At 72.6% G+C, this 16,736-nt stretch carries 10 protein-coding genes; 7 read left to right on the top strand and 3 right to left on the bottom strand.

All coding sequences use genetic code 11. The features are described 5' to 3' along the window. The first annotated feature begins 77 nt into the window (after positions 1 to 77). On the top strand, positions 78 to 1,604 hold the full coding sequence (locus tag ACTHMF_RS15955) for an APC family permease (protein ID WP_440318948.1): 1,527 nt from the start codon (positions 78 to 80) through the stop codon (positions 1,602 to 1,604). A gap of 85 nt (positions 1,605 to 1,689) precedes the next feature. Here the strand turns inward: ACTHMF_RS15955 and ACTHMF_RS15960 are convergent, their stop codons facing one another. Genes ACTHMF_RS15960 through ACTHMF_RS15970 form a run of 3 tightly spaced genes read right to left on the bottom strand, consistent with a single transcriptional unit; the run spans position 1,690 to position 5,407 of the window. Beyond that, positions 1,690 to 3,078 (bottom strand): aldehyde dehydrogenase family protein, encoded by a 1,389-nt coding sequence (locus tag ACTHMF_RS15960; RefSeq protein ID WP_440318950.1) that lies wholly within the window; start codon positions 3,076 to 3,078, stop codon positions 1,690 to 1,692. Beyond that, positions 3,075 to 4,238 (bottom strand): acyl-CoA dehydrogenase family protein, encoded by a 1,164-nt coding sequence (locus ACTHMF_RS15965; RefSeq protein WP_440318951.1) that lies wholly within the window; start codon positions 4,236 to 4,238, stop codon positions 3,075 to 3,077. The genes ACTHMF_RS15960 and ACTHMF_RS15965 overlap by 4 nt, the downstream gene beginning before the upstream one ends. Continuing rightward, a complete protein-coding gene (locus ACTHMF_RS15970) occupies positions 4,235 to 5,407 on the bottom strand; it encodes a CaiB/BaiF CoA transferase family protein (RefSeq protein WP_440318953.1) in 1,173 nt (390 codons plus the stop codon). The genes ACTHMF_RS15965 and ACTHMF_RS15970 overlap by 4 nt, the downstream gene beginning before the upstream one ends. A 65-nt stretch (positions 5,408 to 5,472) precedes the next feature. On the opposite strand from ACTHMF_RS15970, the gene ACTHMF_RS15975 reads away from it, so the two are divergent. The 6 genes from ACTHMF_RS15975 (at position 5,473) to ACTHMF_RS16000 (ending at position 16,670) form a co-directional block, all read left to right on the top strand. After that, a complete protein-coding gene (locus tag ACTHMF_RS15975) occupies positions 5,473 to 6,240 on the top strand; it encodes a FadR/GntR family transcriptional regulator (RefSeq protein WP_440318955.1) in 768 nt (255 codons plus the stop codon). Next, the gene (locus ACTHMF_RS15980) at positions 6,233 to 6,955 is read left to right on the top strand and encodes a cache domain-containing protein (RefSeq protein WP_440318956.1); all 723 of its coding nucleotides are present in this window, start codon (positions 6,233 to 6,235) and stop codon (positions 6,953 to 6,955) included. The genes ACTHMF_RS15975 and ACTHMF_RS15980 overlap by 8 nt, the downstream gene beginning before the upstream one ends. An 82-nt stretch (positions 6,956 to 7,037) precedes the next feature. After that, positions 7,038 to 8,249, top strand: a complete 1,212-nt coding sequence (locus ACTHMF_RS15985) for an FHA domain-containing protein (RefSeq protein WP_440318958.1) — start codon at positions 7,038 to 7,040, stop codon at positions 8,247 to 8,249. Further along, the gene (locus ACTHMF_RS15990; RefSeq protein ID WP_314147937.1) at positions 8,246 to 9,085 is read left to right on the top strand and encodes a PP2C family protein-serine/threonine phosphatase; all 840 of its coding nucleotides are present in this window, start codon (positions 8,246 to 8,248) and stop codon (positions 9,083 to 9,085) included. Before ACTHMF_RS15985 ends, ACTHMF_RS15990 begins: the two co-directional genes overlap by 4 nt. 304 nt (positions 9,086 to 9,389) lie before the next feature. Beyond that, positions 9,390 to 10,757 carry a serine/threonine-protein kinase gene (locus tag ACTHMF_RS15995; protein ID WP_440318961.1) on the top strand — a complete coding sequence of 456 codons (1,368 nt, stop codon included), beginning with the start codon at positions 9,390 to 9,392 and terminating at the stop codon, positions 10,755 to 10,757. Continuing rightward, positions 10,758 to 16,670, top strand: a complete 5,913-nt coding sequence (locus ACTHMF_RS16000; RefSeq protein ID WP_440318962.1) for an Ig-like domain-containing protein — start codon at positions 10,758 to 10,760, stop codon at positions 16,668 to 16,670. Positions 16,671 to 16,736 lie beyond the last annotated feature (66 nt).

Raw genomic sequence — 16,736 nt, forward strand, 5'->3', positions numbered from 1 at the left:
TATAGGTATCCGGCCTTCGCCTCCGCTACGCTGCCTCCACACACATCGTCGTGTGCAGCTGACCCGGAAGGCATTCGATGTCTGCAGATTCCTCGTCCTCGCACCTGGAGGACGGCGAGCACCTCGCCGTCCTCGGGTACGAGGACTCGTTCAACCGGTCCATGACCCTGTGGGCGAACTTCGCCCTCGGCTTCACCTATCTCTCGCCGCTCGTCGGCGTCTACTCGCTGTTCGCGGTCGCGATGGCCACCGGAGGGCCGCCCTCCATCTGGTGGATCGTGATCGTCGGCGCCGGCCAGTTCCTGGTCTCGCTGGTGTTCGGCGAGGTGGTCTCGCAGTACCCCATCCACGGCGGTATCTACCCGTGGGCGCGGCGGCTGTGGGGCAGGCGCTACGCGTGGATGGCGGCCTGGGTCTACATCTGGGCGATGATCGTGACGATCACCGCTGTCGCCTCCTACGGCAGCGGGTTCCTCGCCAGCCTGTTCGGGATCGCCGCCACGAAGGAGGTCACCCTCGGCCTGACCGTCCTCCTGCTGGTGGTGGCGCTCGTGCTGAACTTCACCGGAACGAAGACGCTCGCGACCGTCGCCAGGATCGGACTCGCTGCCGAGCTGGTCGGCGTGATCGCCGTCGGCCTCTACCTGCTGATCTTCCAGCGCAAGCACCCGTTCTCGGTCTTCTTCGACTCGATGGGGGTGGAGGGCAACGGGTCGTACCTGGTGGCGTTCCTGGGCGCGGCGCTGGCCGGCCTGTTCCTCTTCTACGGGTTCGAGGCGTGCGGGGATGTCGCGGAGGAGGTCGCGAACCCGGCGCGGCGCATCCCGAAGGCGATGATGATGACGATCCTCGTCGGCGGCGTGTCGGCGCTGTTCGCGTTCGGCGGCTACGTGCTCGCCGCTCCCGATCTGCAGCGCATCGTCTCCGGCGACGACGTCGACCCGATCCCGGAGATCCTGCAGTCCTCGCTCGGCACCGTCGGCGCGAAGATCTTCCTGGTGGTCGCGGTGACCGCGTTCCTGTCCTGCGTGCTCAGCCTGCAGGCGGCGGCGAGCCGGCTGCTGTTCTCGTTCGCGCGGGACGGGATGATCCCGGCGCACCGCTGGCTGGCGAAGGTCTCGCCGCGCACCAAGGTGCCGGTGAACGCGCTGATCGTGGCGTGCAGCATCCCGGTGATCATCAGCCTGATCGTCTACGTCGGGCCGGACGGGCTGATCACGCAGGTGACCGCGTTCGCGGTGCTCGGGATCTACGTCGCGTTCCAGTCGGTCGTGCTCGCCTCGCTGCGGCAGCGGCTGAAGGGCTGGCGGCCCGCCGGCCCGTTCAGCCTGGGCCGCGCCGGGATCGTGGTGAACGTGCTCGCGCTGGTCTACGGCGTGCTCGCGATGATCCTGCTGGCCTGGCCGACCGCGACGGGGAGCGTGTTCAACGACTGGATCGTGCTGATCGGGCTCGGGATCGTGGCGGCGGCCGGTCTGCTGTACCTGTTCGTCGCCCGGCCGGACCGCGCGTCCGACGCGCCGGAGGGCGACGCCATCCGGGTCGCCGAGCTGCTGCGCGCGCGACGTGGCGCGCCGTCCGCCGCGCCCGTCCGCGAGCCCTAGCCGCCCAGCCATCGTCTCCGGAGTTCTTCACGCCCGGCACCGGTGTGTCGCGTGAAGAACTCCGGAACGGATGGCGAGGGGTGGCTCAGGACTCGCGGCGCGGGATGCCGAGCGGGTTGCCGTCGCGCAGCTCGGCCGGCAGCACGTGCTGCGGGGCGTCCTGGTAGGCGATCGGCGTGAGCCAGCGCCGGATGGCGGTCGCGCCCACCGAGGTGTGCACGCTCGCGGTCGTGGCGGGCCAGGCGCCGCCGTGGTGCTGCGCCCAGCCGATCGCGACGCCGGTCGGCCAGCCGTCGAAGAGCAGCCGGCCGGCGACGGCGGCCAGCGCGGTCGCGAGCTCCGTGACGTCCTCGTCCGCTCCCCGGTGGATCGTCGCGGTGAGCGACGGCTCCAGGGCGTCCAGGAGCCGCGGGAGGTCGTCGTCGCCGGAGCGCACGAGCACCGTGACCGGTCCGAAGCACTCGGCGAGGAACGCCGCAGGGTCGGCGAAGAACGCGGCGGCCGGGACCAGGACGACCGCGGGCGCCGAGGCGCCCTCCGGCGCCGCGGCCCGCAGGACCTCGACGTCGGGGCGCGCGGCGAACGCGCCGACCCCGTGCTCGTACGCCTCCGACATCCCGGGGGTGAGCTGGGTGCTCGCCGGCGCGGTTCCGAGCGCGGAGCGCACCGCGTCCTCGACGCCGCCGCCCTCCGGGACGAAGACCAGGCCCGGCTTGGTGCAGTACTGGCCGGCGTCCCGCGTGAACGAGCCGACGAGGCCGGCGCCGATCGTCTCGGCCCGTTCCTCCGCCGCCGCGCGCGTGACGACGACGGGGTTGATGCTGCCGAGCTCGCCGTAGAACGGGATCGGATCGGGCCGCCCTGCGGCGAGGTCGAACAGGGCGCGGCCGCCGCGTTCGGAGCCGGTGAAGCCGGCAGCGCGGACCAGCGGATGCGTCACCAGCGCGACGCCGGCGTCCATCCCCTCGACCAGCGAGAACCAGCCGGCGGGCAGGACCGACTGCGCGAGCGCGGCCGTCCGGCGGGAGAGCTCCGGATGCCCCGGATGCGCCTTCACGATCACCGGGCAGCCGGCGGCCAGGGCGGACGCGGTGTCGTTGCCGAGCACGGAGAACGCGAACGGGAAGTTCGACGCGGTGTAGACCGCGACCGACCCGAGCGGGCGCAGCATCCTGCGCAGGTCGGGCCGCGGTGGGACGAGCGACGGGTCAGGCGACTCGACGACCGCCTCCAGGTAGCCGCCCTCGCGCGCGACGCCGGCGAAGAAGCGCAGCTGCGCGGCGGTCCTGGTCACCTCGCCGTCGAGGCGGGCGGGGGAGAGGTGGGTCTCGTCGGCGGCGAGGCGGACCAGTCCGTCGCGGTCCGCCTCCAGCGCGGCGGCCAGCGCCTCGAGCCAGCCGGCCCGTTCCTCGCGGGTCGTCGCGGCGCGCGCGGCGGCCGCCGCGGCCGCGGCAGCGTCGTCGACGCCGGTCACGCGAACGCCGCCAGACCGGTCAGCGCGCGGCCGAGGACGAGCGTGTGGATCTCGTCGGTGCCCTCGTAGGTGCGCACCGACTCCAGGTTCGCCATGTGCCGCATGACGGGGAACGCGTTGGTGATGCCGTCGCCGCCGAGGATGGTGCGCGCCTCGCGCGCGATCGCGAGCGCCTCGCGCACGCTGTTCAGCTTGCCGACGCTGATCTGCGTCGGGGTGAGCAGACCGGCCTCCTTGAGCCGGCCGAGGTGCAGCGCGAGCAGCATCCCCTTCTCGTACTCGACCAGCATGTTCGCGAGCTTCTCCTGGATGAGCTGGGTCGCGCCGATCGGGCGGCCGAAGACCTCGCGGCTGGTCGCTCGCCCGATCGAGACCTCCAGGCAGTCGCGCGCGGCGCCCATCGCGCCCCACACGATGCCGTAGCGGGCCTCGTTCAGGCACGAGAACGGCCCGGAGAGCCCGCGCGCTCCCGGCAGCATGGCGTCGCCGGGGACGCGGACCTCGTCCAGCACGATGTCGCACTGCACGGACGCGCGCATCGAGAGCTTGCCGTCGATCGCGGTCGCGGCGAAGCCCGGTGTCCCGGTGGGGACCAGGAAGCCGCGGACGCCGTCCTCGGTGGCGGCCCAGACGACCGCCACGTCGGCGAGGGCGGCGAGCCCGATCCAGCGCTTGGCGCCGGAGATCACCCAGTCGTCGCCGTCGCGCCGGGCCCTGGTGCGCATGGCGGCGGGGTCGCTGCCGCCGTCCGGCTCGGTCAGCGCGAAGCAGCCGATAGCCTCGCCGCGCGCCATCCGCGGGAGCCAGTCGGCCTTCTGTTCGTCGGAGCCGAACTTCGAGATCGCGCTCATCGCGAGCGAGCCCTGCACGGAGACGAAGGTGCGCCAGCCGCTGTCCGCCGCCTCCAGCTCGTGGCAGACCAGGCCGTAGCTGACCGCGCCGGCGCCGGCGCAGCCGTCATCCTTCAGGTGCATGCCGAGGACGCCGAGCGCGCCGAGCTCGGCGACGAACTCGGAGCGGAAGTGCTTGTCCTCGAAGTCCTGCTCGATCACCGGGCGGATGCGGTCGTTCGCGAACGCGCGCGCCCTGTCGCGCCAGGAGCGCTCCTCCGCGGAGAGCAGGTGGTCGATGCTGAACGCCTCGTCGAGTGTCGTCGTCACGGTTCGGTCCTTTCGCCACCGGGGTGGTCGTCGTGCTCCGCCCAGCGCGCGTCGTGCGCGCCGAGGAGCGGGGGCGGGGTGCGGTGCACGGCGGGCGCCGTGTCGAGACGGATGGGGGTGGCCGGCTGCCGGGAGCTGCGCCCGGTCTCCGGGTCGGTCGTCACGACCACCGGGTCGAGACCGAGCGCGGTCGCGAACGCGAAGGCCTCGGCGACGGAGTTGACGAGCCCGGCGGGGACCCGCGCCGCCGAGAGCGCGGCCACCCAGTCCGCCGCGGTGCGCGCGGCGAGTGCCGGGGCGATCGCGGCGCGCAGGGCGTCGCGGTTGCGCACGCGCTCCTGGTTGGTGGCGAACCGCTGGTCGGTGCCGAGGGCCGGCAGCCCGATCGTCTCGGCGAACGCGGAGAACTGGCGGTCGTTGCCGACGGCGACAACCAGCTCGCGGTCGGCGGCGGTGAACAGCTCGTACGGCGCGATGCTGGGGTGCGCGTTGCCCAGCCGGCCGGGCGCGTCCCCGGTCGCGAGCGTGCTCGAGGCCTGGTTCGTGAGCGCGGCGAGCAGCGACCCGAGCAGGTCGACGTCGACGCGCGAGCCGACGCCCGTCGCATCCCGCTGCCGGAGGGCGAGCAGGATTCCGGAAAAGGCGTTGAGTCCGGTCAGAACATCGACCAGCGCGACGCCGACCTTGCTCGGCTCGCCGTCCGGGGCGCCGGTGATGCTCATCAGGCCGCCGACGGCCTGCACGAGCAGGTCGTACCCGGGCAGCGCGGCTCCGGCGTCGCGGCCGAAGCCGGTGATCGAGCAGTAGACCAGCCGCGGGTTGACCGCGCGCAGGCTCGCCTCGTCGAGCCCGAAGCGCTCCATCACGCCGGGCCGGAAGTTCTCGACCACGACGTCCGCCGTCTCCGCGAGCCGGCGCGCCGCGGCAAGCCCGTCCTCGGTGCCGAGGTCGCACACGACCGACCGCTTGTTGCGGTTCACCGCGCCGAAATAGGTGGACTCGCCGGCCGCGTCGACGGGCGGCCGCCAGGCGCGGGTGTCGTCGCCCGCCGGGCTCTCGATCTTCACGACGTCCGCGCCGAAGTCGGCGAGCATCATGGTCGCGTACGGCCCCGCGAGCACCCGGGAGAAGTCGGCGACGCGAATCCCCGCCAGGACACCGTCCGCCATACCCGCTCCTTCGCTCAGTGCGATTCATCCTATACCGGATGATTCGGCCGGGATATCGTGGAGCGGTGACCACTGTGACCACGCGGGCGACGCCGGGAGCGCGGGACGCCGTGTTCGCGCAGCTCGCGGACGCCGGCCGCGCCGAGCAGGTGTCGCGCCGGCTCGCCGACGCGATCGTGCTCGGCGTGCTGACGCCGGGGGAGCGCCTGCCGAGCGAGGCGGAGCTCGCGCGCCGGTTCGGGGTCGCACTCGTGACCGCGCGCGAGGGCCTCGGGATGCTGCGCGAGGCGGGACTCGTCGAGACCAGGCGCGGGCGCGAGGGCGGCAGCTTCGTCGTCCACCCGGGAGACGCGGACGACGCGATGCTGACCGCGCGGCTCCGGGGCCTCTCGCAGGTGGAGCTCAGCGACCTCGCCGTCTACGTCACCGCGATCGCCGCCGGCTGCGCCGACCGCGCCGCCGAGCGCGCGACGCCGCCCGACGCCGAACGGCTGCACGCCTGGCTCGCCGCCGCCGACTTCGGGGCGCCGCCGCAGGCCAGGCGGAACGCGGGCGGTTTCCTGCTGGAGCTGGCCGTGCTCAGCCAGTCGACCCGGCTGGTCAGGGAGCAGATCCGGCTCCAGGCCGAGTTCGGCCCGCTGCTCTGGCTCGGGATGCGCGACGCCGCGCTGCGCGACACCGCAGCGGCGGCCACCGCCGCGATCGCGGACGCGGTCGCCGTGCGCGACGCTGCCACCGCCCGGACGGAGGTCAGCGCGCTGCTGTCCGCCGTTGCGCAGTGGCTGCTCGCCGCGAAGGGCCGGATCGAGACCGGAGGGACCATCGATGGCTGAGACCACGCTCGGCACCGGCGTCGAGACGGCAGCGGAGCGCGTCTCCGCCCTGTTCGCGCGCATCCATGACACCCTCGCGGGCTGGCGCGGAAGCATCCTTGCCGCCACGGGCGGGACCAGCGCGCCCGCCGAGCTGGACGACCGGGTCGGGGCTCTCGTCCTGCCGGAGCTGAAGGAGGAGGACCCGCTGCTGGTCGGCGCCGGCTTCATCGCCGCCCCCGAGTTCGCCGGCGGCAGCGAGCTGCACTTCTCCTGGTGGCTGGGCCCGCTGGAGGACAACCCGCTGCTCGGTGCAACGACGGAGCCGTCCCGGCTCGACCTGGCGGCCCGGTCGTACTCCGACTACCTGCGCGACTTCGGCTCGCTGGAGTGGTACCGCGTCCCGCAGTCGACGCACCGCACGCACATCACCGGCCCGTACGTGGACCACCTGTGCGCGTGCGACTACGCCGTCACCGTCACCTCGCCCGTCGAGCGCGACGGCGCCATGATCGGCGTGGTGGGCGTCGACGTGTACGTGAAGCGCCTGGAGCGCGAGCTGCTGCCCGCCATGCTCGGCGCGGGACGCCCGGTCGCCCTCGTGAACGAGTCCGGCCGCGTGATGGTCTCCACCGACCCGGTCGTCGTCGTCGGCAGCGTCCTGCCCCCGTCCGCGAGCGCCGTGCAGTGCCCGGGGACGCCGTTCCGGCTGGTCGAGACGCGGGTGGGTTCCTGATCGGACCGAGGAGCGCTCGGGGCGCACTATGCTCGGTGGGCGGGGAGCGTCCCCGCCCGAGACCGACCAGGAGGAACCAGCGGTGGCTCCCGGCTTCACCCGCTACGCGCCCACCGCGGGCCCGTCGCGCTGGCTCCTGATCGCCGGGCGCCGGTTCGTCGCGTGCGTCGAGAGCACGGTCCCGGACTCGGTGGTGGACGCGGTGTGGTGGCTCGCGGACTCGGACCTTGCGACCATCGAGTCGGTCGTCGGCGCGTTCCCGCTCGCCGGTCCGGACAGCGTGCGCTCGTTCGCGGTCGCCGAGCTGGGGGAGCCGAACGCGGCAGGCGAGGTGCTGGTCACCGCTGTCGTCCGCGGTTCGGCGGCGATCGACGTGTTCTCCGTCGGAGGGTCGCGGCGATTCGGCGCGGGCGGCGTCCAGCCGTGGGTGCTCGCCGAGTTCCGCACCGTCACCGGCCTCGTGCTCGGCGGCGACGACCTGCCGACCGGTCCGGTCGCGCGGCTCAGCGTCGGCTCGCTCCCGCTCGGTCTCGGCGTCGTCGACGGCGAGCTGCTCACCTGGACGCTCTCGCCCATCGAGCGGGTCGAGCGCAGCGCGCCGCGTCCGCCGCAGGCCGTCGCGTCGCCCGCCGTCGAATCCTCCGCGGTCGCGGAGGAGACCATCATCCGCGGCCGGTCGCACTCGTCGAGCCTGTTCGGGCACGGCGCCCCGGACGCGCAGGGGGAGGAGGCGCCGGCCCAGCCGGTTCGTCCCGTCGCGCACGAGCTCCCCGGCGCGGTCGACATCGAGCCGCCGCTGGCCTCCGACACGCCGGAGCCGGTCCGCGGCCGGGTGACGGCCGAACCGTTCCCCGCGACAGAGCCGGTGATCCTGCCGCCGCCTCCCGCGACGTTCGGTGTGCGCACGCCGCAGGGGGACATCCTGCCGCTGGACGTCCCCGTGCTGATCGGCCGCCGGCCGGCGCCGCCGCGCGTTGATGCCGGCGTCCTGCCGCGGCTGCTGACGGTGCCGTCGCCGACGCAGGAGGTGTCGGGGACGCACGTCAGGATCGAGCAGTCGGGGGACGCGGTCGTCGTCACCGACCTGCGCTCGACGAACGGGACGCGGCTGCTGCGACCGGGGGCCGGACCCGTCGGCCTGCGGCCCGGCGAGTCCGCCGTCGCGCTCCGCGGGACCGCCGTGGAGATCGGCGACGGTAATATCATCGAGATCACGGCCGTGCCCTCGGGCTCTCCGAGCGGCGCGGCACCGTCTTCGGGCGGGGATGACCGTCGAGGAGAAGGACTCGAGTGACCCAGATCGGTCGCAGCAACAGACGCCACACCGTGGCCGTCCCCGGTGCCGAGGACGCGCGGATCAGTCTGGCGTGGGCGGCGCTGAGCGACAAGGGATACCGCAGGAGCGTCAACGAGGACAGCCTGCTGGCCCGGTCGCCGATCTTCGCGGTCGCCGACGGGATGGGCGGACACACCGCGGGCGACTTCGCCAGCACGGCCGTCGTCACCCGGCTCGCCGAGCAGGTGAGCACCGACTTCGTGACGGAGTCCTCGCTCACCTCCGCGCTGCGCAGCGCGGTTGACGACATGGGCCGCGGGGTCGGCCACACCGATCTCGGCACCGGCACCACCGTCACCGGGCTCGCGCTCACGCTCGTGGACGGGTCGCCCTACTGGCTCGTCTTCAACATCGGCGACTCGCGCGTCTACAGCTACCGCGACGGAACGCTCGAGCAGCTGACGGTCGACCACTCGATCGTGCAGGAGCTGCTGGATGCCGGCGCCATCACCCCGGCCGAGGCCGAGGTGCACCCGCACAGCAACGTGATCACGCGCGCGGTCGGGTTCAACGAGGACCCGGTCCCCGACTACTTCCTGTTCCCGATCGTCGCCGGCTCCCGGCTGCTGGTGTGCTCCGACGGGCTGACGAAGGAGCTCACCGAGCACGGCATCCGCTACTTCCTCGGCGAGGGGTCCTCGCCCCTGGACGCCGCGCAGCAGCTCATGGACGCGGCGCTCGGCAACGGCGGCCGCGACAACGTGACCGTCGTGGTCGTCGACGTGCTCGCCACCCCGGAGAGCGGCTCGCACCGGGGCGACGCCTCCCCGCGCAGGGCGGCCCGTCGCCACTGAGCGGAGCGGCCCCGGGAAGCCGCCATCCGTTCCGGAGTTGTTGCACACCTCGTCCGGCGTGTCGCGTGAAGAACTCCGGAAGCGATGGCGAAGGCCGGTGTGCGCGATGATCATGGCCCCCGAGTTGGGGGTGAATGCGTTGTCCCCAGTGCGGGTCGAGGCCATCGGAGCGGTCCCGCCTCCTGCCTACAATTGGTGAACGCCGTCGCACCCGCGATGCGCTGACCGGACGAACGGGAGGAGCCATTTGGCCAGGCGTCTGCCTTCCCAGCCGCCGAACCTCCCTGGCTTCTCGTATGTGCGGGTGCTGGGCAGCGGAGGCTTCGCCGACGTGTTCCTGTACGAGCAGAACATGCCGCGGCGGCAGGTCGCGGTCAAGGTGATGCTGGCCGAGGTGGTCACCAGCCAGGTCAAGCAGATGTTCCAGGCCGAGGCCAACCTGATGGCCCAGCTGAGCACGCACCCGTCGATCCTCACGGTCTACCAGGCGAGCGTCTCCGCGGACGGCCGGCCCTACCTCGTGATGGAGCTCTGCTCCTCGGCGATCGGCCAGCGCTACCGCAGCGACCCGCTTCCCGTCGCCGAGGTGCTCGCCATCGGCGTCCGCATCGCGAGCGCGGTCGAGACCGCGCACCGGGCCGGCGTCCTGCACCGCGACATCAAGCCGTCCAACATCCTCACCACCGCATACGGGCACCCGGTGCTCAGCGACTTCGGCATCGCGGCGACGCTCAGCGAGGCGGACGTGACGGAGGCGATCGGCCTGTCGATCCCGTGGTCGGCGCCGGAGGTGCTGCTGGACGAGACGAGCGGCACGATCGCGAGCGAGGTGTGGTCGCTCGGTGCGACCATGTACTCGCTGCTGGCCGGCCGCTCGCCGTTCGAGATCCCCGGCAAGGAGAACACCTCCGCCGAGCTCATCCAGCGCATCACCAAGGGCCGCCCGCAGCCGATCGGCCGGGCGGACGTCCCTCCGCGGCTGGAGCAGGTGCTGCTGCGGGCGATGTCGCGCAAGCCGTCGCAGCGGCAGCGCAGCGCCCTCGAGTTCATCCGCGAACTGCAGGCCGTCGAGGCGGAGCTGGGACTGCCGCAGACACCGGTCGAGGTCGCGATGGACGACTGGGCGCTGGCGACGGCGGGCGACCCGGAGGACAGGACCAGGGTCAAGGGCGTCGTCGCCGTCGACCCCGCACCGGCGCGCAGGCGGCGCAAGCAGGCGGCCTCGGCGACCGTGCTGCGCGCGCCGACCCGCACGGTCGTGCGCGAGAGCGGAGCCGCCCCCGGCACCGCGCCTCCGCAGCAGGTCGCGCGCGTCTCCCGGGCGCTCATCGCGTCGCTCGTCGCGTGCGCGGTGCTCGTCGTCGTGCTCGGCGTGACCGCGACGATCGTCCTGGTCCGCGCGGGAGCGGCCGGCGACATCCCGACCGTCCGCGACCTGAGCGGCCGCGTCTCCGGCAGCACGATCGTGTTCAGCTGGACCGACCCGGGCATCGAGGCCGACGACACCTACCAGGTGGCCGTCGACGACCAGCCGCCGAGCAGCCAGCGCGCGACGGAGTTCCGGGTGGACGCGAAGCCCGGCCAGACGGTGTGCGTCACGGTGACCGTGAACCGCGACGGCCGCACCGGCGACCCGAGCGGCCAGAAGTGCGTGCAGAGGGCGGGAACCTAGGTGTTCCGCTCCTGGCTCCTGGCGCACAAGTCCCTCGCGGCCACGTTCGTGAGCGGGACCGCCGTCGCCGCCCTCGTGACGACGCTGGCGGTGGTGTCCGGCGGCTACAGCGCGCAGCACCTGCAGCTGAACGACTCGTCCGTGTGGGTGGCGAGCGACGCCAAGAAGTCGCTGGGACGCGCGAACACCGAGATCGCCAAGCTGAACTCGGTGGTCGCGGGCACCGGGGAGGCGCTCGATGTCGTGCAGGACGGCGAGAACGTCCTGCTCATCGACAAGGAGGCGAACACCGTCGCCGTCGTCGACCCCGCCACCGCGGAGGCCGGCAAGTCGGTCGCGCTCCCGCCGCGGTCGCCGCAGGTGTTCGTCGCCGGGAACCAGGTGGCGATGCTCTCCCGGACAACCGGGCAGCTCTGGCTGACGACCGTCGACCAGCTCGATCAGTTCAACTCGGGATCCGCGCCGACGATCGACCTCGGCGGCCGCGCCGTCGCCGCGATGGATCCCTCCGGCGTCCTCTTCGCCTACCAGCCGGGCACGCGGTCGCTCGTCCGCGTCGACCTCACGGGGGAGCAGCCGGCGAGCACGACCGAGAAGGTGCCGACGCGCGGGGACGGCGCGAACGTCCAGCTGACCTCGATCGGCGGCCACTGGGCGCTGTTCGATCCGGACGAGCGGACCCTGTGGTCGGCCTCCGGGTCCACTGCGCTCGGCAGCTTCCTGCCGCAGGGCAGCGCCGGGGTGCTGCAGGAGTCGTCCGCGGGCGGGTCGGCAGCCTGGGTCGCCTCCGCGACCGGCCTCGTGCGCGTCCCGCTCGACGGCTCGGCCGCCAGCCGTCCGTTCTCCGGCGGCTCGGGGACGCCGGCGGCGCCGGTCGAGGCGGACGGCTGCGTGTACGCCGCCTGGAACGGCGGCGCGGCGTGGCGCTCGTGCGCGGAGGACGGCAGGGGAGCCCGCAGTGCGCTCGCGGAGGTGCCGGCAGGCGCCGTGCTGGCGTTCCGCGTGAACGGCGAGCGCGCCGTGCTCAACGACACCAGGTCCGGCGTCTCGTGGGCCGTTCAGGACGGCAACGCGCGCATCGACAACTGGGACGAGCTGGAGTCGAAGAAGACCACCCAGCAGCTGGTCGACCAGTCCAAGCAGGACAACACGCCGCAGTACGAGAAGCAGGAGCAGCCGCCCGTCGCCGTCGACGACCGGTTCGGCGCGCGACCCGGCCGCGTCACCCCGCTGCCGGTCCTGCTCAACGACTACGACCCGAACGGCGACGTCCTGACGATCGACTCGTTCACGGCGATCCCCGAGACCCAGGGCACCCTCCAGCTCACCAACGCCGACCAGCAGCTGCAGCTCTCGCTGCCGGACAACGCGAGCGGCGTCATCGCGTTCGACTACACGATCTCCGACGGCCGCGGCGGCACCGCCACCGCGCACGTGACCGTGGCCGTCCGCGGTCCCGCCGAGAACGCGCCTCCGGTCTGCGTCCGCACGGCCAAGGCCGTCGTGCAGGCGGGCGGACGGGTGAACACGTCCGTGCTCGGCGACTGCTACGACCCGGACGGCGACCCGTTCTTCCTCGCGTCGGCCACCGCCGCGGCGCCGGACACCACGACGTACACCCCGCAGGGCCAGGTCGCCTTCTCGGACCACGGCGCGGGCGGCGACCTCAAGGACATCGCGCTCGTGCTCTCGGACGGCCGCACGGAGGGCACCGGGCAGCTCGCGGTGACCGTGCGCCCGCCGGGACAGGTGCCGATCATCGCCGACCCGTTCGCCGTCGTGACCTACCAGGGTCAGGAGGTCACGGTGAATCCGCTCGACCACGTGCGCGGCGGCAACGGCACGGTCCGGCTCTCCACCGTGCCGTCGAAGGCGGATGCGACGCTCACGCCCGACTACCAGGGCGGCACGTTCCGGTTCGAGTCCGACCAGCCGGGCACCCACAACATCGAGTACTCGGTCACCGACGGCGTCGTCACCTCCACCGGCCTGGTCCGCATCGAGGTGAAGGCGCCTCCCGGGGCGAAGACGGCCCCGATCGCGGTCCCGCACACCGCGTTCATCCGCGAGCAGTCGACGCAGGACGTGGATGTGCTCTCCACCGACATCGACCCGTCCGGCGGCGTCCTGCTGGTCACCGGCGTCACCGACCCTGGACCCGGCACCGGTGTTCGGGTGCAGGTGCTGCAGCAGCGCACGCTCCGGGTGACGCTGACCAGGCCGCTCACCGAGCCGGTGGACTTCCACTACCGGCTGAGCAACGGGCTCGCGGACACCGAGGGCACCGTCACGGTCATCCAGCTGCCGCCGCTCACCGTCCACCAGCCGCCGATCGCCGTGCCGGACTCCGCCGCGGTGCGCGTCGGCGACGTCGTCGACATCCCGGTGCTCGCCAACGACGTCCAGCCGGACGGCGACAAGCTGACGCTCGACCCGAAGCTGGCGACACCGCTCCCGGCCGGAGCCGGCCTGCTGTGCGCGAGCGGCGACCACCTGCGCTACCTGGCGCCGGCGAAGCCGGGCAACTACACGGCGGCCTACCGCGTCTTCGGAGCCGACGGCCAGTGGGCGACGGCGGAGGTCAGCATCGCGGTGCGCGAGCGCGACGCCGCCACCAACAACCCGCCGGTGCCGAAGACCGTGACCGGCCGCGTGATCGCCGGCGACACCGTGCGGATCACCGTCCCGCTCTCCGGGATCGACCCGGACGGCGACTCGGTGCAGTTCATCGGCCAGGAGACCAACCCGCAGAAGGGCGCTGTCGTCGCCTCCGGCACCGACTGGATGGACTACCAGCCCGGCGACTACGCCGCGGGCACCGACACCTTCACCTACGCCGTCGTCGACGCGCTCGGCGCCAGGGCGACCGGCACCGTCCGCATCGGCATCGCGCCGCGCGTGGACGGCGCGCGCAACCCGGTCGCCGTCGAGGACGACGTGACGACGCGGCCGGGCAATACGCTGTACGTGCAGGTCCTCGCAAACGACAGCGACCCGGACGGCAGCCCGCTGAGCGTGACGTCGGTCTCGTCGCTCGACGGCAAGGCCCGCGCGAAGATCCAGGGCGACATCGTGATGGTGACCGCCCCGCAGGCCGAGGGTTTCTACGGCTTCCTCTACACGATCCAGAACGAGCACGGCGGGACCAGCCAGGCGTTCCTGCGCGTGACCGTCGACAAGAAGGCGCCACCGGCCCGGCCGGTGGTCAGCGACACCACGCTCGGGCTGTCCGACATCCTGGGCAAGACCAGCGTTTCGGTGAACGTGCTCGCGAACACCTTCTTCGCCGACGGCCCGGTGTCCAGCCTGAAGCTGTCCGTCGTCCCCGGCTACGGGAACACCGCCCAGGTGACGGCGAACAAGCGGATCCGGATCACGGTGGGCGCGAAGAGCCAGATCATCCCGTTCAAGGTCGCCAACCCCGAAGACGAGTCGTACTCGTCGTACGGCTTCGTGCGGGTGCCCGGCTACGACGACGCCCTCCCGCAGCTCAAGCGCGGCGCCCCGAAGCTCACGGTGGTCAGCGAGAAGACGCTGACGATCCACCTGAACGACTACATCGTCGCCGTCGGCGGCCGGTCGGTACGGCTCACCGACGCCGCCACCGTGCGTGCGACGCACGCGAACGGCGACGACCTGGTGGTCGACAACGACACCCTGCAGTACACGTCGACGGCCCGCTACTTCGGCCCCGCCTCGATCTCGTTCCAGGTGACGGACGGGACGAGCGCGAAGGATCCGGACGGGAACGTCGCGACCATCGTGCTGCCCATCCAGGTGACGCCCCGCGAGAACCAGCCCCCGGTCTTCACGGGCGCGCTCATCGACTTCGAGCCGGGGCAGACGAAGACCGTCGACCTGACCAAGCTGACCAGCTACCCCTACGCCAAGGACCAAGGGGAGCTGCAGTACAGCATCCAGAACCCGCGCCCGGACGGGGTCGACCTGTCGCTCTCCGGCACCAAGCTGACCATCGGTGTCGGCGCCGGGGTGAAGAAGGGCAGCACCCCGTCCATCCAGATCGGCGTCAAGGACGCGGTCAACGCGGGCGAGGCGGGCAGGATCGACCTCAGCATCGTGCCGTCGACACGCCCGCTCGCGAGCCCGCAGCCGGACCGTGTGATCGCGCCGCGCGGGCAGACGACCACGGTGGACGTGCTCGCAAACGACCAGGCGACGAACCCGTTCCCGAACAAGCCGCTGCGGGTGCTCGCGGTCCGCGGCCTCGGCGGCGCCCTGCCGGCCGGGGTGTCGATCACGCCCAGCGCGGACAACGCGGAGCTCAGCATCACGGTCTCGGAGAACGCGGCGCCCGCGGACACCACCCTGCAGTACGAGGTGGCGGACGCGACGGGCGACCCGGACCGGTACACCTGGGGGACCGTCGTCGTCTCGGTCCAGGATCGGCCGGCTCCCGTCTCGAACGTGCAGATCACGACCATCGCCGACCGCAGCCTCACCCTGAGCTGGACGCCGGGCGCCTTCAACAACTCGCCGATCACCGGCTTCCAGGTGACCGCGACGATCGCGGCGACGGGTGCGACGTACTCGACGACCACCTGCACGACGACGGTGTGCGCGATCCAGACGCCCGGCAACGGTCCGGACCATGCCGTGCAGCTGACCGTCCGGGCGCAGAACGCGCTCGGGCTGTCCGATCCCACCTCGTACGTCGAGCAGGCCTGGTCCGACGTGGTCCCGAACGCCCCCTCCGGGGTCTCGGCGCTGCCCCTCGACCACGGTCTGCGCGTGGTCTGGACCAAGCCGGCGAACGCACCGGGAGCGAGCCCGATCACCTCCTACCTGGTGACGCTCGGCGGCCTCACCAACGCGGTGCAGGTCAACGGCTCCGACGCACCGGGCACCGCGTACGCACTGAACGTCACCGACGCCGGCATCGCGAATGGCGCCTCCATCGGCTTCACCATCGCCAGCAGGAACCAGTTCTACCAGTCCAGGGCGACCTGGAACCAGACGTCCGGCAGCGGGGTGCCGGCGGGTGCGCCGGTGCTCACCGGCATCGCCCCGGTCGCGACGCCGGACCAGACGGACGGCACGAGCGCGACGCTCAGCTGGTCGAGCGTGTTCGGCTCCAACGGCAAGGCGATCACCGAGTACTACGCCGGGGTGTTCCAGGGCGGCGCTCAGCCGCGCTGCACCGTCACCGGGGTCGACTCCGGCAACCCGGTGCTGAGCACCGACCCCGAGTCGTCGACGTTCAAGAAGACGGAGGGCGGCAGCGTCACCTTCACGGGGCTCCAGCCGAACCAGCGCTACACCTTCGTCGTCTACGCCTACAACGGCCAGGGCTGCACGGCGAGCTCGCTCATCTCCGCGACGCAGCGGCAGAAGCCGGGGAGCGTGCGCGACGTGGCGATCACCGGTCCGGTGCAGAACCTGGGGCGGTACTGGGACTTCCAGGCGTCGGTCGACTATCAGGCCGGGAGCGGCTCCAGCCCGGTCGTCAACTACCAGCTGGTCGGCGACAACGGCGTGGTCGAGAACGGCCAGCTCGGCGGCACGAGCGGCCTCGTCGCCGCCGGCAACGGAGCGCACTACGGCACCGGCCTGACTCTGCGGATCACGAGCATCTGCGAGACCTACCCGGACGGCGCCCAGCTCTGCACGGACCAGACGTTCAGCAAGCGGATGGGCGTCGCCGTCGACACCGCGATCGACGGTCAGCGCTACGACGCCGCCACCCGCACCTTCACCTGGACGAGCTGGCCGACCGGCGACGGCTACACGCGCGTGACCTTCGACTGCGGCGCCGGCGAGGTGGACATGCCGCCCGCCGGCTCCACCGCGGCCTGCATCGCACCGCCCGGCGCGGAGCCGCCGATCCTCCGGGTGCGCGTCTACGCCAACGGCGACACGTACACCGCCCCCTATCCGGCTTCGGGGATGGGATGAGCGCGAAACGGCATACTGAGGACGGCGCGCCCGCGCCCACCACCCTTCCCACTCCCGCACCGAGAG

The organism is Leifsonia sp. (assembly GCF_051955155.1).
GTDB lineage: Bacteria > Actinomycetota > Actinomycetes > Actinomycetales > Microbacteriaceae > Leifsonia.

Bases quoted from the DNA above. Each gene is read 5' to 3' on its own strand.
- ACTHMF_RS15970 (WP_440318953.1), bottom strand. From the start codon at position 5,407: ATGGCGGACGGTGTCCTGGCGGGGATTCGCGTCGCCGACTTCTCCCGG.
- ACTHMF_RS15955 (WP_440318948.1), top strand. From the start codon at position 78: ATGTCTGCAGATTCCTCGTCCTCGCACCTGGAGGACGGCGAGCACCTC.
- ACTHMF_RS15980 (WP_440318956.1), top strand. From the start codon at position 6,233: ATGGCTGAGACCACGCTCGGCACCGGCGTCGAGACGGCAGCGGAGCGC.